Here is a 20990-nt window from a genome sequence, read left to right on the forward strand (position 1 = left end):
AGTGACCGACCAACTGGCCCTCAGAATGTCGACACAAACACTGGGGTTGCCCAGCCCAACCGAAACGTTGACGCTGGCAGGACGCGAGTATTCGTCTACATTGTTTTTGCGAAAAACTCAGCCTTTATTCCGTACCTCGCCAAGAGATACCGATATTGAAGAAGTCTTCACCGACTTATTTCATCTGCATCGCGACCACGAAAATCTAGATTTACAAGTCGTACCGGTTTTTGTCACATGGGGACGTGCTCCGGGCAGAGGCAACCCAGGCCTGAGTGATCTAATTGCAGACCGCGCGGCGCCTAGCTGGTTGCGCAAATTAATTATTGTGCTGTTTTTAGGTCGCGACAACTTTATAAACTATTCTAAAGCCGTATCGGCTCGTGCCATGTCAAACCAGCATGGGAGCGATCAGAGTATTGCCCACAAACTTGTTCGCGTAGCAAGCACTCACTTTCAACGAAAACGTCAAAGTATGACGGGCCCAACATTGTTGGAACGCCAAGAGCTAAATAACAGTGTGTTGGGTTCTGAAGCAGTTCGTCGTGCCATAGCCGAAGAATCTCGCAGCAAAAAAGTGACGCATGAAAAAGCCAAGGAAACAGCACAATCGTATATTACAGAGATTGCCGCAGATTATCGGGAAGGCCTTATTCGTTTTGGCGATCGCTTGCTTACGCGAATTTGGAACAAAATATACAACGGCATTAGTGTAGGGCACGCCGATCGCATTCGAGAACTGGCTGCCAACGGGCACGAGATTATTTATGTTCCATGTCACCGCAGTCACATGGACTACCTATTGCTAACCTACGTTATTTATCATGAAGGAATGGTGACGCCTCACATAGCAGCGGGGATCAATCTTAACTTTTGGCTAGGTAGGTAAGATGTTCCGCCGTGGCGGCGCCTTCTTCTTACGTCGTAGCTTTGCTTAAGCAACAAGCTCTACACAGCGGTATTTAGAGAGTACCTCGAGTTACTTTTCAACAAAGGTTACTCAGTAAAATACTACCCAGAGGGTGGACGAAGCCGCACAGGGCGCCTTATACCACCTAAAACAGGTATGTTAGCCATGACAATTCAAGCCATGCTTAAAGGGGTTAATCGCCCTGTAAGCATTGTGCCTGTCTATATCGGTTATGAAAACGTGATGGAAGTAAAAAGCTACCTGAACGAATTGAAAGGCTCTAAAAAGAAGAAAGAGTCAAATCTTCAAGTATTTTCAGCAATTAAAAAGTTAAAGAACTACGGTCATGGTTACGTTAACTTTGGCGAGCCTCTTCAACTAAGCCAGTTCTTAGAAACCCATGTACCTAACTGGCGTGACTGTCGCGATGCCGAGCCTGAGAAAAAGCCGGCATGGTTAACACCAGCAGTAAATGAGCTGGCTAACAATGTGATGACACGTATAAATCGCGCTGCCGCATTAAATGGTATGGCACTAACATCGTTGTGCTTGCTGTCGTCAAAAACACAAACAATGAGTGAAACGGAACTAAAGCAAGCGCTTGGAGATTTCATGTCGCTGTTTAAAGCCGTACCATTTAGTGAAGATGCCACAATACCTGACGTGTCAGCAGACACGTTACTTCGCGATACGCTGAAGCTTGGTCGCTTTGATATCAAGGAAGATGACTACGGACGCCTAATCAGCCCTCAGCCGAAGTCTGCGGTGTATTTGACCTACTATCGCAACAACATTTTGCACCTGTTTGCTATACCAGGCCTCGTTATGGCATCTGTTTTCGCACACAAGGGGATTAGCCGCAATGCCATTTTGCAGCTTATTGCCGCGCTATATCCGCTATTACAGAAAGAGCTGTTTTTGCACCTATCTCAAGATGAAGCGCTGGCGCATACTGACGCGTTGATAAACGCGTTACTCGATAACGGATTGCTGCGACAAAAAGACAAAGAGCTATTTCCACCTGACGCGCATTGCAAGCAGTTCCACTCGGCATGGCTACTAAGCCGTTGTATGCAAGAAACCTTACAGCGCTATGCTGTGGTACTGACCATTTTGGACAAAGAGAAAGTAATAAGCCGCAGTGCACTAGAGCGCGAGAGTAAGAAAGTAGCTGAGCGACTATCTACACTTTACGGTTTAAGTTCACCGGAGTTTTACGATAAGAATGTGCTATCGAGCTTCATTGGCGCGCTTAAGGACAACCATTGGTTAGACTCTGAAAAAGACGGCAGCCTGAAATACTCAGAAGAATGTGAAGCACTGCGCGAGGACGTTATGGCCCTTATTTGGCCAGAAATGATGCAGCATCTTGAAAACGTTGCATTAGGGTCTACAAGCTAACTAGGCTATAGAACAAAGCAATAAAAAAGCCCAAACACGCTCGTTTGGGCTTTTTTAATTGTGCCGCTTTACACCGCCCCACAGTAAACCTTCGCTTAACATGAAACGGCGCAAAGCGAAAACCTGCTATTCACGCCGTAGCCTGGGTTGCACCTATCTCTTTGGTTGAGATAAGAAGAAGCGATAAGCGGGATTGTCTGTCACTTCTTCCACTTTATAACCCAGCTCAGCAACATGCTGATTAAAGTCTTCTCGGCTCTCAGGGGCAATATCAAACCCGGCTAACACAAGGCCTTCTGCCGCACCGTGATTGCGGTAGTGAAAAAGCGTAATGTTCCATTGCTCACCCAACGTATTGAGGAAGTTAAGCAATGCACCGGGACGCTCGGGGAATTCAAAGCTAAACACTTGCTCATTTAAGATAGTGGGCGGCCTGCCCCCAACCATGTGACGCACGTGAAGCTTGGCAAGTTCGTTGTCGGTCAAATCGACGCAATCATAGCCTTTGCTGTGAAGATCGCTTTGAAGCGCCGCAAACTCTTGTTGACCGCCTTTTAGCTTCACGCCTACAAAAATGTGCGCTTCGCTTTCGCTTGCATACCGATAGTTAAACTCGGTAATGGCTTTGGCACCAACACATTCACAAAACTGTTTGAACGCCCCCTTGGTTTCAGGGATGTTTACCGCAAATACCGCTTCTTTTTGCTCGCCCAATTCACACCGTTCAGACACATAACGAAGGGTGTGAAAATTGATGTTTGCACCGCATAAAATACCGCCCAATTTCTTGCCGCGCAGGTCGTGCTCTTTGGTATATTTTCGAATGGCAGCAACTGACAACGCGCCGGCGGGTTCAGCAATAACGCGAGTATCGTCAAAGATATCTTTGATTGCCCCGCAGATTTCATCGTTAGTCACCGTAATGGTTTCGTCAATAAATCGATTGCACAGCCTAAAGGTCTCTTGGCCCATTACTTTTACCGCGACGCCGTCGGCAAATATCCCGACGCTCTCAAGCTCGGTAGGCGCACCATTTTTTCTGGCTTCGATAAAGCAAGCTGACTCTTCGGACTCAACGGCAACAATCTTGATGCTGGGCTTGAGCTGCTTCAGATATACGGCAATACCTGCCGCCAATCCGCCGCCACCCACAGCAATGAACAAAATATCGAGGTTAGGGTTTTGCTCAAGCAACTCTCGTGCAACAGTACCTTGGCCTGCTATGACATCAGGGTCGTCAAACGGAGGTACAAACGTGTAACCATGGGTATCACAAAGCGCTTTGGCATGATTGCTAGCTTGGTCAAAGCTCGTTCCGTAAAGCACCACATTCACGTTCTCACCGCCAAAACGACGCACTGCATCTACTTTAATATCAGGCGTGGTTTCAGGCATTACGATGGTCGCGTTAATACCTTTCATTTTAGCGCTGTATGCCAGCCCCTGAGCGTGATTACCAGCAGATGCACCAATAACACCCGCTTTTAACTGTGCATCGCTTAACGAACAAATGCGATTATACGCGCCGCGTAACTTAAAACTTTTTACGGGCTGCTGATCTTCTCTTTTTAGGAAAATCTCGTTATCTAGCTCTGCTGACAATAACGACATATACGAAAGCTCACTTGCCACCGCCACATCATAGACAGGGGCAAGCAAGATTTTTTTCAGATAGTCGTGGTCGCTGATATGCTGACTTGTCATTACAAGTTTTCCAACTTACTCACGTCGCGCACAGCACCTTTGTCAGCACTGGTCGCCAATGCGGCAAATGTTTTCAATGACGTGGATACTTCGCGAACGCGATTTTTGGGGCGCCATGGCTTGTCACTCGCTTCCATTTTTTCGCGACGTTCGGCCAGCTCTTCATCACTGATGACAATGTTGATTGTGCGGTTTGGAATATCAATTTCAATCTTGTCACCGTTCTCTACAAGACCGATACCGCCACCACTTGCTGCCTCTGGCGAACAGTGACCAATAGATAGACCGCTAGTGCCACCGCTAAAACGTCCATCGGTAACCAGCGCACAAGATTTACCAAGGCCTTTTGATTTTAGGTAAGAGGTTGGATACAGCATTTCCTGCATACCCGGTCCACCGCGCGGACCTTCATAACGAATAAACACCACGTCACCCGCTTTTACTTCATCACCTAAAATACCTGCTACCGCATCGTCTTGGCTTTCATAGATCCTCGCCGTACCGGTAAAGGTTAAAATAGATTCATCGACGCCTAGCTGTTTTTACAATACAGCCGTCTTCGGCTAAATTGCCGTAGAGCACCGCGAGGCCGCCTTCTTGGCTGTACGCATGTTCTATCGCACGAATACACCCGTTTTCACGGTCATCGTCAGCGTCATCCCAACGGCAATCTTGACTAAATGCCTGCGTGGTGCGAATGCCAGCAGGACCTGCACGATAGAAAGTATTTGCAGCTTTGTTTTCTGGATTGGTGATATCCCATTCGCTAATCACGTCTGTTAATGGCTTACCAAGTACATGGTTGACATCAGTGTTAAGTAATCCAGCTTTATTTAGCTCGTTTAAGATACCTAGTACGCCACCCGCGCGGTGTACGTCTTCCATGTGATACTTCGGCGTTGACGGTGCCACTTTACATAAATGCGGTACTTTGCGAGACAATCGGTCGATATCGTCCATGGTAAATGGCACTTCACCTTCAAGCGCTGCTGCAAGTAAATGCAAAATAGTATTGGTTGAACCACCCATCGCAATATCAAGGCTCATCGCATTTTCAAATGCTTTAAAGTTGGCAATGTTGCGAGGCAATACGCTTTCATCGTCATCGCCATAGTAGCGCTTACAAAGCTCAACTATTTGCTCACCCGCCTTTTTAAACAAGCCTTCACGGTCTGCATGCGTGGCCAACATAGAGCCATTACCAGGAAGTGACAAACCTAACGCTTCTGTTAGGCAGTTCATCGAGTTGGCGGTAAACATACCTGAACATGAACCGCACGTTGGGCATGCAGAACGCTCAATTTCTTCGCTATCAGCGTCGCTAACTTTGTCATCAGCGGCCGCCACCATGGCATCAACAAGATCGAGCTTGATCAGCTGGTCTGAAAGCTTGGTTTTACCTGCTTCCATAGGACCGCCAGAGACAAAGATTACCGGTACGTTAAGGCGCATAGACGCCATAAGCATTCCGGGCGTAATTTTGTCACAGTTAGAGATACATACGATAGCGTCAGCACAGTGCGCATTCACCATGTACTCTACTGCATCGGCAATAATTTCACGAGAAGGTAAGCTGTACAACATACCGCTGTGACCCATAGCAATGCCATCGTCTACGGCGATGGTGTTGAACTCTTTAGCAACGCCTCCGGCTGCTTCAACGCTGCGAGCAACCAGCTGGCCAAGGTCTTTCAAATGTACATGCCCAGGTACAAACTGCGTAAACGAGTTCGCAATAGCGATAATTGGCTTTCCGAAATCAGAGTCTTTCATTCCAGTTGCTCGCCACAATGCGCGAGCACCCGCCATATTTCTACCTTGTGTGGTAGTTGCAGAGCGTAACTTAGGCATAAGTTCTTCCCGTAAAATTACGGCCTTTCGGCCTTTGTGTGAAACTTAACTATTACATGTAAACCTAGCGTTAACCAGTTCCACTTTTCTTCAGCTTTACCGTTTAACAAACCGTATTCAGTCGTGAAGAACGAAGGACAAAAACACGGTGACCAGTAAATAGCCCCTTGTTTTCAATGATATATATGACTAACAATGCGCAATCCATTGGCACTGAAAAATGAAATGTTGTTCGTTTGAGGCTATGGCTTTACCTCATATTTCAGCACGCAGAATGACCTGCGCGGTGACATTGGGCAAAGAAATAGCATGAAACGTAAGGCCTGATCAAGTATTTTGCCGTATATCCTAACGCTTTTAATCCTTTTGGGCATTCGCTGAGTTAGGCTATAAATTTCATATTTTAGCGTTCGGGTCGCCCTAACGTATTGTCGATAGTTACTTTAGCGAGCACAAACTGAAGGTTGTAAACATGTTTGATTGGTTTCACTGGCTTAACCTCGCAGGTGTTGCGGTATGCGCAATATCTGGCACCTTGATGGCTTACCAAAAACGTATGGACGGGTTTGGCGTCGTTGTACTGGCCAGTGCAACCGCAATTGGTGGCGGTACACTGCGAGATGTTATGTTGGATGTTCCCGTGTTTTGGATTGCCGACACCGACTATCTGTATACCACATTAATCGCGGCCTTTATTCCTATTGTATGGCTACGTGTCAGCCCGCGCTTTCCCTACCACTACTTACTGATTGCCGATGCTTTCGGGCTGGCTTTATTTAACGTGGTGGGTATGGAAAAAGCTCTGGCAAACGACACAGGAATGGCTGTAGCGATAGCAATGGGCACGATAACCGGTGTGTTTGGAGGTCTGCTACGTGATGTCATATGTCGCGAAGTCCCCTTAGTACTCAATGGAGAGCTTTATGCCATGACCTGTATTGCTGGTGGCGTTGTGTATGGGATTGGTTTACAGCTTGATTTCGCCACACAGTGGTGTGGCATTGCAGCCTTAGCAACAACCGTTCTACTGAGGTTAGGCGCTATGCGCTGGCACTGGCAGCTTCCTGTGTTTTATAACGATCATCATTAGTGCTTGTTCCAATATTGAATGTAAATAACGCCAGAAGTACAGTTCATTAACCTGCAAAACAGCCCTAAAGTGGAGGCGTTTCATTACTTAAAACACAAGGATGAGAGCCACAATGGGCATGGCAGTAGTTAAGACATTTGCAGGGCAGGGCGTTTCTGCGCCCGAGGTGCAGGTAGAGATCCATCTTGCCAATGGCTTGCCTGCTTTCCAACTAGTCGGCATGGCAGAGACCAGCGTAAAAGAAGCGCGAGAAAGAGTACGCAGTGCCCTTATCAATAGCGGGTTCGACTTCCCAGCCAAACGAATTACCGTCAACCTAGCGCTTACCGATATACCAAAATTTGGCGGACGTTTTGACCTTGCTATCGCCGTCGGTATTTTGGCTGCTTCAGGGTATATCTCAGACACAGCAATACTCAATCTCGCCTTTGTTGGTGAGCTAGGCCTTAATGGCGAGATAAAGCCGGTAAACGGCCTTATTCCGGTGGTCATGGCAGCGGCAAGCGAGGACATACCGCTTGTATATCCAGGCGATAATGACATTGAAGCGGCTTTGGTGTCTCACGCTACCCGATACCCCGCGTTTGACCTTCTCTCGGTTTATGAGCATTTAGCTGGCAACAAAAAGCTAATTAAAGGCAAATCCTTTATGCCGAGTAAAGACAGCGCACTCGGTTATGGGCTGGGACGACATTATCGGGCAAGAGCAAGCTAAACGGGCACTTATCATTGCCGCTACGGGTGCCCATAATCTACTGATGGTAGGGCCTCCAGGCACAGGCAAAAGCTTGCTTGCAAGCCGATTACTGGCGCTGTTACCTGACATGACAGAAGAAGAGGCACTGGAAGTTGCGGCTATTCATTCAGTCAAAGGCGAAAAATTAAAAGCAGAACAGTTTCTTCAGCGCCACCTGCGCTCACCGCATCATACAAGTTCAGCCGTTGCCTTAACCGCATGGAGGCTCAAGCCCCGTTCCCGGCGAGATATCGCTTGCCCATCACGGTATTTTATTTCTGGACGAACTACCCGAATTTGGACGCAAAGCGCTAGATGTGCTGCGTGAACCACTCGAAACTGGAGATGTGCACCTATCGCGCGCTTCTGGCAGCGCCACATACCCGGCTAACTTTCAGTTGGTTGCGGCTATGAATCCAAGCCCCACAGGCGACATTGACGATAATCGACTGACTCCACAACAACAACTTAACTATTTAAACCGACTGTCAGGACCATTTTTGGATAGGATAGACATTCAAGTTGAAGTGCCACGTTTACCAGACTATGACTTACCCGAACAAGCGAATAAACCTGACGATTCCCTCTTTACTATCAAGAAAAGCGTAGTGGCTGCACGCAACAAACAGCTCATGCGACAAGGCAAACCCAATGGTGCACTTCACGCAGGGGAACTGGCAGACATTTGTAAGCTTTCACGTGCTGACCTTCAGTTTTTGCAGGCAGCAGCCAAACAGCTTAATTTATCGATGCGCGTATTTCACCGCACGCTGAAAGTGGCTCGTTCTATCGCTGATCTAGACGAAAAAGCGGCGGTTAGCCGCACGCACATTGCAGAAGCACTTGGCTACAGAGCGCTGGATAACTTGATCAAACAACTTAGCGCAAGCTAGCGTTGAGCTCCATGAATGCATTGATAAGGGGCTCGTTTTGTTTGTCCTGCAAGCAGCATAGCCCTAGAGCATAAGGCTCAATATCATCTACCTGAATTTGTGTAACGGCACTGGCCATACTTGAATGATCCAGCACAACTTTAGGCACAAAGCCTACCCCGCATTCTAGGGCTACCATGCTAACAATAGCCTCGTTACCACCTACATAAGCATAAACATTGGGGCGTATGCCGTGCTCGGCAAACCAATGATATGCCGTGCGCCTCGTCGGCCCTGTTTCAGGCATAATGACCTGATGCTTAGTCCAATCCAGCTGGCTTAACGTAGTCAGTCGCCATTCTCTTGGTGCAATCAGTACCAAAGGAACATTATCAAGGGCGGTAAAATGCAGGTCGGTGGGCATATCAGGTGTATAAATGGCGATTGAAAGGTCGCATTGTTTGCCTTTCACCTTTTCAATGGCAAGGGCGGGATCACTAGGTGATCAGTCGAATATCAACACCAGGGTGATGCTGCCTAAACTGACGCAGCATGGCGGGCAAATGACTTTGACTGGCCGTAACCGAGCAAAACACGCTGAGCTCTCCCTGAAGGGCGTCGTTATCTTCTTTTAAATCGACTTTTAGCTGCTGCCAGTCTTTTAAAGCGTGTTTTGAAAAAGCTAATAGCTTATGCCCGCTATGGGTAAGCGCCACTTTTCGGTTATCGCGTTTAAACAGGGTACAACCTAATTCGTCTTCAAGGCGTTGAATGACGCGGCTTAACGTTGATGGAGACACGTACATAGCTTCGGCGGTCACCCCAAAGTGTAGGCTAGTTGCTAAATGATTGAAGAGCTGAAGGCTTCGAAAGTCCATAACATTTCACTTTTTGCAATATTATCTTGCAAATATATCATTTTCCAAAACAAAAGAAATATTTTAGTCTCAATACCAAGTCGTCATAGACGAGGTCTGTCAACGCCAAGGTCGGCGTTTGATATTGACAAAAATGAATGTTGTTCGGAAATTTTTATGGCTAATTATTTCAACACCCTGTCACTTCGCCAGCAGTTAGATCAGCTTGGCCGCTGCCGTTTCATGGCACGCGATGAATTTGCTGACGGTTGTCAGTTCTTAAAAGGCAAGAAAATTGTCGTTGTAGGCTGCGGCGCGCAGGGCCTTAACCAAGGCTTGAACATGCGCGACTCAGGGTTAGATGTTTCTTATGCGCTGCGTCAAGCGGCCATTGATGAGCAACGCGACTCATATAAGCGTGCGACAAGTAATGGTTTTACGGTAGGTACGTACCAGGATTTAATTCCTGAAGCAGATTTAGTTTATAACTTAACGCCTGACAAGCAGCACGCGAGTGTTGTGGAAGCAGTCATGCCGCTAATGAAAGAAGGCGCAACGTTAAGCTATTCACACGGCTTCAACATTGTTGAAGAAGGCCAGCAAATTCGTAGCGACATTACCGTAGTAATGTGCGCACCTAAGAGTCCTGGTTCTGAAGTACGTGAAGAATATAAGCGTGGCTTTGGTGTGCCAACACTGATTGCCGTGCACCCAGAAAACGACCCTGAAGGTAAAGGTTGGGATACTGCCAAGGCACTAGCGAGTGCGACAGGTGGCGACCGTGCAGGTGTACTTGAGTCATCATTTGTGGCGGAAGTGAAATCTGACCTTATGGGTGAGCAAACCATTTTATGTGGTATGCAACAAGTAGCGGCAGTACTTGCGTTTGAAAAAATGGTTGATGACGGCATTGACCCAGGATACGCAGGCGCACTTATTCAGTATGGTTTAGAAGCTATCACTGAAGCACTTAAGATTGGCGGCGTGACCAATATGATGGATCGTCTGTCAAACCCAGCAAAAGTGAAAGCGTTTGAGCTTTCTGAGCAATTAACTGATTTACTTCGTCCGCTATTTGAAAAGCACCAAGACGACATCATCAGCGGTGAGTTCTCTCGCACTATGATGGAAGACTGGGCAAACGGCGATGCGAACCTACTTAAATGGCGTGCAGAAACCGGTGAAACCGCGTTTGAAAATGCACCCACTTATGAAGGTGAAATCAGCGAACAAGAATTCTTTGACCACGGCATCTTGTTAGTTGTCATGATCAAGTGTGGTGTTGAAGTTGCGTTCGACGTAATGGTAGAAGCCAGTATTCTTCCAGAGTCTGCGTACTATGAATCACTACATGAAACACCACTTATTTCAAACACCATTGCGCGTAAGCGTTTGTATGAAATGAACGTGGTAATTTCTGACACTGCAGAATATGGGAACTACTTATTTGCCAATGCGGCAATTCCAATTTTGCGTGAGAAATTCATGCCTGCGATTGACACAAGTGTGATTGGTAAGGGGTTGTCTGTAACGTCTAATCAAGTTGAGAACAAACGCCTTGTTGAAATTAACGAAGCTATTCGTTCACACGGTGTGGAATCGGTAGGTAAAACTCTACGTGGCTACATGACTGACATGAAAGCCATCATAGGGTAGGACAGTTTCTGTCGTTAGGTGCTTAACTAAGCCCTCTTGCCCGACCATTTTGGTCGGGCTTTTTTATGCCTGATTATTACTCCCCGCACTCACGTGTACGCTCAGCGTAACGCACAGACACATAAGCTAGCGCAAAGAACACTAAAAAGCCCAGCCCAATAGGCATTAAGCTGCCTGTTAAAAAGCTATCAACTAACAGTGCAATGGGTACAGAAAAAAGGCTAGAGAATGAGCCGATAATAGCTGCGCCTAAACCAGCCATTTCACCCAGTGGCTGCATGGCCATGGCGTTTAAATTACCAAACAGAATACCCACAAAGAAAAAGCCAACAAACATAACGGCAACGGTCAGTACAATAGGAGGGAGTCCATCGTAGGCATAAAGCAATGCAACATACACCACGGCAAATACGTTGACGCCTTTAAGGGCAAAACGACATAGTTTGCGCATACCAAAGCGCATCACCATAGTGCCATTAAAATACGATGCCAAACCGATTGAAAACGCTAAGGTAGCAAAGATGTATGGGAACCACTCACCCATATCGTAATACACGGTAAATATGGTTTGCGAAGCACTTAGATAGGCAAGAAACGCCCCAAAAATGCAGCCCATGGCGAAGGTATACCCCATGACCGATGGGTGAGTAAGGATAAATTTAGATGATGTGAAAAACGCCTCCCAAGAAAAGGCTTTGCGCTTTGCACGCGGCAGAGTCTCGCCTTGACGCGAGAAAAACCACACGCCGGACATAATAGCGACAACTAAAAAGAGCGTGAAAATATGGAACCATGAAAACAAGTCCATTACGGTTTGCCCGATAATAGGAGCAAGCATTGGCACCAATATAAACACCATCATAATAAATGACATTACGCGGGCCATAGCGTCGCCCACGTAGAGATCGCGAATAATCGCCATGGAAGCAATACGTGGCCCAGACACGCCAAACGCCTGAATAATGCGCCCCACCAGCATAGTTTCAAGGTTTGTTGCCATCATGCACACAAAGGTACCTAGTGCAAAAATGCATAGCCCTACCAAAATCGTCAGTCTGCGCCCGCGACTGTCGCTAAACGGTCCAAAGAACATTTGGCCAAACGCCATACCTACAAAAAACACCGTAACGATAAGGTGAGTTTCGCTTGGGTTGGCTACATTAAGCGCGTCGCCGATTTGTATAAGTGCTTAAGCAGCATGGCATCAATACTTAACGCCACAAGGGATGTCATTGTTGCCATTAAGGTAACAAACTCAAACAAACCCAAAGCGGGTTTTGTAACAACTGCGGTATCTTCAGATACGCTTTGTGATGTCTGCGGCATAAAATCTCAAAGTAGAAAAAGGTGAGGAAATAAAAAAGCGCGTAAAGACGCGCTTTCAAAGTACATAGTATAACCTATCCATGGTCAAAAAGCCGCCAACAATCGATGTTTCTGTCGCGAAAGCTAGCGGCTTTAACGGTTCACTCGCCTTGCGAAAAGGAACTAAAGGCACAATCTATCCTCATAACAAGATGAGAATACTAACGCAAAAGACAATGTCCAAAAGAGTTTCATTAATTGCGTATCCGTGATTATGACCGCAGGAATTTGATCTCTCATCGAAGTTTGCAGATACAAATCGTTGTTGTGTTATTATTGCCTTCGCTCAGAACATGGATTTTTATCTGGTTCACAGTGTGTACCGCCATCTTGCGTTACCATAAGGATTTTGCTTTTTCATGCCAGTTTACCGCCGTGGCGTCGTGACATGTCGACCTCATATTCATACGTACAAGCCCACACCAGTAGAGCGCAAAACAAAGATGTTTAGGCAGTATTTTGCATTTTTGGCACTGTTTTTCACCGCAGCGTTTAGCTGGGCGCAAACACCAATTACCTATGACATAACAGGCGTTGACCAAGACAATATTCGCAACAATATTCGCGTCCACTTAAACAATCTCGACGTAGAGAAAAAGCTACTCGACAACCCGTATTGGCGCGACGAAATAAGCGCTACGGTTTCCACGGCGGTTGAACCATTCGGCTATTACAACAGTGAAACTGAAGTTACTCTGGGCGAAGGAGACAAAGTTACCGTTGCGGTCTCATTAAATGCCCCACTTACCATTAATAAAGTGACGCGAGAAATCATCGGCGATGGGCGCGAAGACAAAGCGTTTAGGACTCGTTTTAACTCTCTTAAATTAAAAGAAGGTGACGTGTTAAATCAGACCATTTATGAGTCTTTCAAATCATCGATGTTTAACTATGCCCTGTCTAATGGCTACTTTGATTTTTATTGGCAGGCAACACGGCTTGATTTGGTGCGCGATGAGAAACAAGCAAACGTGCTTCTTATTGCTCAGAGCGGCCCGCAATATTATTTCGGTGAATTGAAATTTGTCGGAGAAGACAAAGCCAGCGCTATCATACAAAGGCTAAAACCTTTTAAAACTGGAGACGCATACTCGTCTGCCGTTCTCGCTGACTTCAATCGCAGCTTAAATCAATCAGGTTATTTTACTCGTGTGATTGCTCGACCTGTTGTAAGTGAAGCGCAAGAGCGACATGTCCCCATTGAGGTTTCGCTGCTGCATCGCCCCACCGATGCCTTTAATGTGGCGCTTGGCGCCGCAACCGATACCGGTCCACGTATTCGGTTGGGCTGGGAAAGACCCTGGGTTAACAGCCGCGGACACTCAATTTCATCGGACATATTTATTTCGGCGCCAGAACAATCTGTTACCGCCGATTATCGTATTCCCATGAAAAACATTACGCAAGATTACGCCAGTATTGAAGCGGGCTATCAGTTTATCGAATACAACAACACGTCGTTTGAAAGCGAAACTCTGTCACTGGCAGCACACCGCTATTGGCAAGCGAATAACTCACCCTGGCAGCACGATGGCTCGGTAACGTACTTAAGAGAAACCTATGATCAAGGTGAACTCAACACAAATACAACATCCCTGGTGCTTCCTGGCTACTCTCTGTCGTATCGCAAAAAAGATACCGAATTGAACATCAACAATGGTTTATATGTGCAAATGCTAGCGCAGGTAGGCCGAGAAGGGTTGGGCTCTGATATCGACTTTGCCAAAGCGGTTGTCGAAGCCATGTATATTTATACGTTCAACAATGTGCACCGCGTAACCATTAGAGGAGAATTAGGCGCAATAAAAACCAATAGCTTTGACGAAGTGCCTACCTCGCTGCGTTTCTATGCGGGTGGGGATAGAAGTATTAGAGGTTTTGACTTTCGCGATATATCCCCTCAGGCAGACATCGTTAATCCAGAAACGGGGGAGACAACACTCGATTCGATTGGCGGACGCTATCTTGCCACATCAAGCATAGAGTATGCGTATCAGGTGGCTGACAATTGGCGAGTAGCAGCTTTTGTTGATGTTGGTACCGCAACAAATGATGTTGATTCTCAACTATCAGTTGGTGTTGGCCCGGGCATACAATGGGTTTCCCCGATTGGCCCAGTTAGAGCCTATATTGCCCGAGGGTTTTCACCCGAAGGAGACGCTTGGAATTTTCATTTAATGCTGGGGCCTGAATTATGAAGAAACGCACGGTCTCGCTGGTACTCTTATCACCCGTATTTCTATTGGTGGCTATTTACACATTGCTAATCAGCCCGCTAGGTGGACCCACGATAAAAGTCATTGTTAACACCTTTGTTTCTGACTTGCACATCGAGGAGATTGAAGGTGGGCTTGCTGACAGCCTCACTATTTCTGAGCTTACATGGCGAAATGCTCAGTGGGATGTGCGCGTAGAAGAAGTCTATGCAGATATAACATGGCGCTGCTTATTTGAGCCACGAGTCTGCGTGAACGACTTTGCAGTAAGTCATGCCGACATTAAGCAGCTTGCCGCCCCGCCAACACAAGAAGATACCGCCCCTCAAAGCGAAGTGACACTGCCGCTCCCTATTGATATTTCGACGTTAACGCTCAATCAGGTAAACCTGTCTTTATTAACAGTTCACGTATCGCTTAGCGAATTGAACCTTGAAGGGTTTGAAGGTGAAAGCGCCATCAACCTTAACCATTTGGCCCTTAAAGAACTGCAAGTATTGCTTGTACAGGAACAAGGTTCATCACCTAGTACCAACACGGCCTCTTCGCCTAGCTTGCCCACATCGTATTCATTAAATTATTCTGTGCCTTCTCTTCCCGAGATAAGTGCACCATTGCCTATTTCTATTGGTACATTCTTGTTAGAGGGAATGACATTTGAACAGGGCAACAACAAGCAGCAACTTAGGTTACTTTCACTGACTGAGGCGAGTTTTAAAGACACTGATCTGAAGGTCGACGATATTGTCGTGGTTCATCCGCTTGCAGAAGCAAAAGGAAACCTCAGCACGACCCTCAGTGATAAGTACCCACTGAAATCAGCGCTTAAGGTTAAAACGAAACTTGATAATAGCCCACAACAAATCGCCGTTGAAGCCAATGGCGCCCTCGATAGCTTAACCGTATCAATTGCCGCCACTGGGGCGGTAGAAGCCCAAGTAGCCCTTGACGCTAACCTGCTTACCGATACCTTGCCTATTCAATTTACAGCGAAATGGCCAGAACAAGCCATACCACGTGTCGACAATGGGTTTGTAAGAGCTGGTGAGCTTTCCCTCGTGGGTACCATGGGAGATTACGTACTAAACGGCAACGGCGCTGCTGTACTGCCTGATATTGGGGAAGTCCCCGTAACGCTTGATGTGGTGCTAAAAAAGCACAATATTTATGTGAACCAGGCAAATATCAAAGCGCTTGAGGGAAGTCTCGTTAACACAGGCACGCTCTATTTGAACGAGGTGATCGCGTGGGAAGGCAAAACCTCATTGAGTGGCGTATCGGCCGTTCGTTTCAGTAAATACGCTCCCACACGCCTAAATGGAGAGGTAGAGAGTATCTTGCAATATTCACCGCAAGGCGGATTGCATATCAGTCTTCGAGATATGAATGTGTCAGGTGAACTACAAGGTAAACAACTTAACGTAAACGGCAATGCTGTTTACGCGGGGCCCAGCGATTTGTTTGTTACCAATGTCAGTATCAAACAAGCGCAAAATACGATTAAAGCGGTAGCACAAGTACTAAATAAGCGTCACCTCAACGCTGATATCGATATCGACGTGGCCGCCATAGAGACATTGTTCCCGGATATTTCTGGTGCAATTAATGGCGATATCATAGCGGTAGGCCCTTGGCAAAACCCTAAAGCGAAGGGTGCCATTAACGTCAATGATATCCGCGTTTCACCCAGTTTATCTGAACCTGCCGCACAGCAAGGGCCAATTAACGGCAGTATAGCCATTAACGGCGCCTACACCGATCACAAGGCCGACATTGCGCTTGAGGTACCTGAGCATAGAGTTAACCTGTCTCTAGCAGGTGCCTGGCAAGACAATCACTGGAAAGGAGATATCAGTGACACTAATGTTAAGCTTGCCAATATGCAGTGGGCACTGTCTCAACCTTTCAGCGTCGATATTGGTACCGCACCGCTTTCAGCGAATGTAGGCGCACATTGCTGGACATCTCGTAAAGACGGCGAGCTATGTATTTCTAACGTTAATTACCAGGACAACCGCGCCAGCTGGGATATCAACGCATCTGCACTACCCGTTGGCTTGTGGGCAAACGAGCTGGTTCCGCACATAGTATCAGCATCCTCAATAGCAACATTAAGTGTTAATACCAAAGGGCGCTACTCACCAAACGATCCTATTGACGCCACCTTTACTGCATCACTAAGTTCGGCTTCATGGCAACTTGGCGAAGAAAGGCCATTAACCCTGACTATCAACGCAGTTGAAACAACTGGGCAAATTAAACAAGGCGAGTTAAGTACATCGTCGCTCATTTCCAGTGAAGATATAGGCGATGCAAAACTTGCATTTACTACGCGTCCTCTGGACGAGAGAAAACCCTTAGAAGGCCAGCTGACAATGAGGGGGCTAGATGTTTCACCACTAAAACCCCTTTCACCTACAATTCGCACATTAACAGGCATACTCAATGGCGATATCACATTGGGTGGGTATCTCGATGCGCCATCCCTGTCGGGGGAATTGGCTATTGCCGATGGTGCGATAGATATTCAGGATACGCCTGTCACGTTGTCTGATTGGCAGCAGCGGATTGTGCTTGATGAGCAGTCGGCTACCCTTGATGGAACGTTTGTCTTAGGTGGTGGGAAAGGCTCACTCAACGGCGCAATTAATTGGTCAGATACGCCTAGCGCTGACCTAACGCTAAACGGCACTGGTTTTGAAGTGCGCCAGCCCAACATGCGACTGAAGCTGTCCCCCAACATCACGGTTGTTGCCACCAGCGAGAAAATAGACGTTACCGGAGATATTAATATTCCGTGGGCTCGTATTGAAATAGAGTCACTTCCTGAAAGTGCGGTATCACCATCGAAAGACGTTCACTTGCGCGGTGAGCCTACGCGAGAAGAACCGCTGGATATCGTCCACGCTTCGGTAATGGTGAATATTGATAAAGACAAAACTCAAGAAGTAAAGCTTGAAGCATTTGGTCTGACGGCAAGCTTACACGGAGGTATTCGCGTGAATACCCAGCCTACATTAGTCGGTTACGGCGATTTACAAATACTCAATGGTCGCTACAACGCCTATGGTCAAAAACTGATTATTCAAACCGGGGAAGTTCAATTTAACGGTCCAATCGACCAACCGCTACTGCTTGTAGAGGCCATTCGCGATCCTGCAAAAACTGACGGTGACGTAATTGCAGGAATACGTATCGATGGCCCGGCCGATTCTCCAAGTATCAATTTATTTTCAGAACCTACCATGGATCAACAAGCGGTATTATCATACTTGCTCACTGGCTCTGGTGAACCAGGTTCTGGCGACCCAAATTACGCTGCGCTCTTGCTCGGTTTTGGTTTGTCTAATACAAAAACACTCACTGGCCAAGTGGGTGATGCGCTAGGAATTGATGACTTTAGCTTAAGCACTAACGAGAACAGACTATCGGTTACCGGACAGATAAATGACCTAGCTTTCTGTTGAGTACAACGTTGATGTTGGTTTGAGTAACAACGATGCAAATAGTACCTTGCGACGCCGACAACTTCCTCCAGATTTGGCACTGAAATATCAGTTGCTATCGAGCCTGTATCTTGAAGCAATTCAAACAACCTTAGAAGATCAGTCTGAATTTGCCCTAGATTTGTACTACGAATTTTTTCTTGGCGATAACCGAAAACAAGATGAAGATGACCCTGACGAAGACAAAGAGAAAACTTCATCACCCAGCGGTGAATCGCCTTAGCGATAGCGGTGGCTGGCCACATCCTCAAGCGCTTTAAGCTGTTTTTCAAAGCGCTTTTGCCGTTTGTCAGCCCACACGTACCAAATCACCAACACAACACAAAGCCCGCCCATTACGTAAACCATCTTTACCAATTTTTCAGGCGCTACTTCTGCTGATAGATACCTTTCTAGCAAAAATGCAGCAATAAATACTACGGCAGACCAGGCTGAATGCTTTGTGATAAAGGCTATTTTGACATTGTTTTTTATTTGCTTAGATAGCTGAAGAAGATGATCTACGGTTTGTGAATCTTTTGAAAATGCAGCCACCCGTCGCAACCAAAGCTGATACATCAAAAGCGGTATGGCAGCAGTAAAAATCACTAGGTTCATGATCTGTGCTGCCAGCGAAAGTTTATCCCAATACGTAACTATCATATAAACAGCCGGGGCAAACGCGAGTGAGTCGATAACCATATACCAGCGCTGTTTAGTTCTTTCGCTGCGTAAGTTGCGTTTGACTGCCTCAAGATCAATATCGTCTACTGGCTGAGTCTGCCATAACGCAGTTAGATTATTTGTCTTATCATCACCGTCGCTAAGCATGAGGTGTCTCCTGTATCACACTTTGTTTGGCGCGCTTCAAAATTACGCCCACATGATTTTTGGTAAGGCCGCAAACATCAGCAATTTCGTCGTAGCTCAGCCCTTCTAAAGACAGCGTAAGCACCTGACGAGATTGCAGTGGAAGTGCACGTACTGCATTTAAAAGCTGCTCTAAAGACTGTTGCTGGCTTGATGCTATTTCTGGGGAATGCGCTGAACTATGATAACCATCTGAACCGAGCTCTTCGCTTTCATAACGATGAGTATCAATACGCTTCACCTGGCTTGCTACGTGAGTCACAGCTCGGTTATGTGCTATTTTAAGGATGTAGGTTTTAACGCTACTATCGCCTTTAAAGCGCGCCAACCCCTGCCATACCGCTATAGCAATTTCTTGCAACAGCTCCTGTTGCATAGCAGGGTTGGCCTCGTAGCTATTCGCTACTCGGCTTAGTAACGCGCCGTATTGAGAAAAAACGGCTTCAAATCCTTGCCCCAAAACTCGTAAACCCTACCTAGTTCTTATCTATATCAGCAACGAAGTTGCTAAAAATGGTTTGGCGCTGTTTTTGTACAACGACCCTAGTACGTCTATAAATCAACGCATTAGGCTACATGATAAAAGTACAGTCTGCCTTAGTGCGTTTTTATTACATAATTTTTTTTAAAACGCGCTGTAATTTTTTTTAGCTTCCTATGACTAGTGATATTGAAAGCATTGTTCTAAGACCTAGCAGTGCGATGCGAACATATTAAATTGCTACATATACACCACATTAAGGAGAGCCTAATGTCTACGTTAAGCCTTGTACTTTTACTAAGCGGTATTACTTCTATTGCGCTCCTAGCGTGTTACTTGGATGCAAAATTTCAATGGCGTTTAAATGACTGGATGAATGGAAAGTGTAGCAACCCGTTTATTGCCAGCAACGCTACGATACAGGCGCAGAAAATAAAGGAAAAGGATGCGCAAATTGAAAAGCTTATGGAACGAATAGAGACACTTGAAGCCATCGTGACTGAACCCGCTTACGAACTAAACAAGAAAATCAACGCATTAAAGTAAGCGCTGCGACAAAACGGCGTAGCGGTTTGATGTTAATTAGGTACTGATGGGCGGCGCATAAAACCAGGGATTTTTCCCATGGCAATAGCGTTGCCTATCAGCACAATGACAACGCCAATTACAGACAGTAAGCTCCACTGATAGCCTTCAAAAAAGGTTGATATAACAAGCGCGACCATGGGGTACACCAACACCACATAAGCCGCTTTATCAGCCCCCATTTGCTTAAGCAATTTCATATAGGCACCAAACGCGAATACCGATCCAAACAGCGCCAAATACAGCAATGACCAATAAAAACTGCTGCTTGTAGGAATGACTAATTCGCCGGGTAAGAGAAGCGATGTAGTAAACAACAGCACCATGGCGTATGACATAGCGTAAAAGTTCATTTGTATGACTGGGGTGCCTGCAGTAAGAATGCGCTCAGAAATCACGTTGCCTATAGACGCACATAGAAAACTAATGAATGCGATCCCAAGCCCCGTTGCTAACGCTATGTCCATTGACACCTTAGAAAATTCCGGCACAAATAAACAAATGATGCCACTCAGTCCAAACGTAGCACCAATAACAACTTCTTTGCGAATGGGCTCTTTCAACCACCAGCGGCGTAACACTACATTGATGTAAATAATACAAGAGCTCATCAAAGCCAAAAGTGCACTGATGATATGAGCTTGGGCAAGATACAGCAGCGTGTAATTAAGGCTATACAAGAAAAGGCCCACAGCAGCCATTTTTACATGTACATGTAATGGCAAGTTAAGTGGCAGCTTCTTCACCAAGCAATATGCACCCAAACACGCCGACGCCAGCAAATAGCGAAGCGCAATCGCAAAGGTTTCTGAGGTATGCCCAATTTGATACGTAATGGCTATCCAGGTAGACCCCCAAATTAAGCAGCACAAAGAAAAAAGCGTTGGGTTATTCATTGATATTACTTCGTT

11 protein-coding genes and 5 pseudogenes are annotated in these 20990 nt (G+C 46.4%); 9 read left to right on the forward strand and 7 right to left on the reverse strand.

Annotated features, from left to right (window positions below; genetic code table 11):
• Positions 1 to 25: 25 nt before the first annotated feature.
• A pseudogene (locus V6N89_RS21185) lies at positions 26 to 1078 on the forward strand (1-acyl-sn-glycerol-3-phosphate acyltransferase); the annotation flags it as partial.
• 75 nt (positions 1079 to 1153) lie between these two features.
• Complete coding sequence (locus V6N89_RS21190) at positions 1154 to 2311, forward strand: hypothetical protein (RefSeq protein WP_346993825.1); 1158 nt, start codon at positions 1154 to 1156, stop codon at positions 2309 to 2311.
• 153 nt (positions 2312 to 2464) lie between these two features.
• Here V6N89_RS21190 and ilvA read toward each other — a convergent pair whose 3' ends face one another.
• A complete protein-coding gene (ilvA, locus tag V6N89_RS21195) occupies positions 2465 to 4015 on the reverse strand; it encodes a threonine ammonia-lyase, biosynthetic (protein ID WP_346993223.1) in 1551 nt (516 codons plus the stop codon).
• A pseudogene (ilvD, locus tag V6N89_RS21200) lies at positions 4015 to 5866 on the reverse strand (dihydroxy-acid dehydratase). The gene ilvA and the pseudogene ilvD overlap by 1 nt, the downstream one beginning before the upstream one ends.
• Before the next feature lie 472 nt (positions 5867 to 6338).
• On the opposite strand from ilvD, the gene V6N89_RS21205 reads away from it, so the two are divergent.
• Both V6N89_RS21205 and V6N89_RS21210 read left to right on the forward strand, forming a co-directional pair.
• Positions 6339 to 6956 carry a trimeric intracellular cation channel family protein gene (locus V6N89_RS21205; RefSeq protein ID WP_338519437.1) on the forward strand — a complete coding sequence of 206 codons (618 nt, stop codon included), beginning with the start codon at positions 6339 to 6341 and terminating at the stop codon, positions 6954 to 6956.
• Between the two features lie 112 nt (positions 6957 to 7068).
• A pseudogene (locus V6N89_RS21210) lies at positions 7069 to 8585 on the forward strand (YifB family Mg chelatase-like AAA ATPase).
• On the opposite strand, the pseudogene ilvY reads toward V6N89_RS21210, so the two are convergent.
• A pseudogene (gene ilvY, locus V6N89_RS21215) lies at positions 8572 to 9442 on the reverse strand (HTH-type transcriptional activator IlvY). The pseudogenes V6N89_RS21210 and ilvY overlap by 14 nt on opposite strands.
• A 156-nt stretch (positions 9443 to 9598) precedes the next feature.
• On the opposite strand from ilvY, the gene ilvC reads away from it, so the two are divergent.
• Positions 9599 to 11077, forward strand: a complete 1479-nt coding sequence (gene ilvC, locus V6N89_RS21220; RefSeq protein ID WP_346993224.1) for a ketol-acid reductoisomerase — start codon at positions 9599 to 9601, stop codon at positions 11075 to 11077.
• A gap of 76 nt (positions 11078 to 11153) precedes the next feature.
• On the opposite strand, the pseudogene V6N89_RS21225 reads toward ilvC, so the two are convergent.
• A pseudogene (locus V6N89_RS21225) lies at positions 11154 to 12403 on the reverse strand (multidrug effflux MFS transporter).
• 482 nt (positions 12404 to 12885) lie between these two features.
• Between V6N89_RS21225 and V6N89_RS21230 the strand changes: the two are divergent.
• The 3 genes from V6N89_RS21230 to V6N89_RS21240 are packed head-to-tail and all read left to right on the forward strand — an operon-like array spanning position 12886 to position 18387.
• On the forward strand, positions 12886 to 14640 hold the full coding sequence (locus V6N89_RS21230) for an autotransporter assembly complex protein TamA (protein ID WP_431189817.1): 1755 nt from the start codon (positions 12886 to 12888) through the stop codon (positions 14638 to 14640).
• Complete coding sequence (locus tag V6N89_RS21235) at positions 14637 to 18125, forward strand: translocation/assembly module TamB domain-containing protein (protein WP_346993226.1); 3489 nt, start codon at positions 14637 to 14639, stop codon at positions 18123 to 18125. Before V6N89_RS21230 ends, V6N89_RS21235 begins: the two co-directional genes overlap by 4 nt.
• A gap of 19 nt (positions 18126 to 18144) precedes the next feature.
• Positions 18145 to 18387 carry a hypothetical protein gene (locus V6N89_RS21240; protein ID WP_346993227.1) on the forward strand — a complete coding sequence of 81 codons (243 nt, stop codon included), beginning with the start codon at positions 18145 to 18147 and terminating at the stop codon, positions 18385 to 18387.
• Here V6N89_RS21240 and V6N89_RS21245 read toward each other — a convergent pair.
• Together V6N89_RS21245 and V6N89_RS21250 are read right to left on the reverse strand one after the other, a co-directional pair.
• Positions 18384 to 18974, reverse strand: a complete 591-nt coding sequence (locus V6N89_RS21245) for a hypothetical protein (protein WP_338519449.1) — start codon at positions 18972 to 18974, stop codon at positions 18384 to 18386. The two genes, V6N89_RS21240 and V6N89_RS21245, sit on opposite strands and share 4 nt — an antisense overlap.
• Positions 18967 to 19473 carry an RNA polymerase sigma factor gene (locus V6N89_RS21250; protein ID WP_338519451.1) on the reverse strand — a complete coding sequence of 169 codons (507 nt, stop codon included), beginning with the start codon at positions 19471 to 19473 and terminating at the stop codon, positions 18967 to 18969. Before V6N89_RS21250 ends, V6N89_RS21245 begins: the two co-directional genes overlap by 8 nt.
• A gap of 291 nt (positions 19474 to 19764) precedes the next feature.
• On the opposite strand from V6N89_RS21250, the gene V6N89_RS21255 reads away from it, so the two are divergent.
• Positions 19765 to 20040 (forward strand): hypothetical protein, encoded by a 276-nt coding sequence (locus tag V6N89_RS21255; RefSeq protein WP_338519452.1) that lies wholly within the window; start codon positions 19765 to 19767, stop codon positions 20038 to 20040.
• A gap of 32 nt (positions 20041 to 20072) precedes the next feature.
• Here the strand turns inward: V6N89_RS21255 and V6N89_RS21260 are convergent, their stop codons facing one another.
• A complete protein-coding gene (locus V6N89_RS21260) occupies positions 20073 to 20975 on the reverse strand; it encodes a DMT family transporter (protein ID WP_338519454.1) in 903 nt (300 codons plus the stop codon).
• Positions 20976 to 20990: the final 15 nt, after the last annotated feature.

It is taken from the genome of Alteromonas gracilis, assembly GCF_036870955.2.
Classification (GTDB): domain Bacteria; phylum Pseudomonadota; class Gammaproteobacteria; order Enterobacterales; family Alteromonadaceae; genus Alteromonas; species Alteromonas gracilis_A.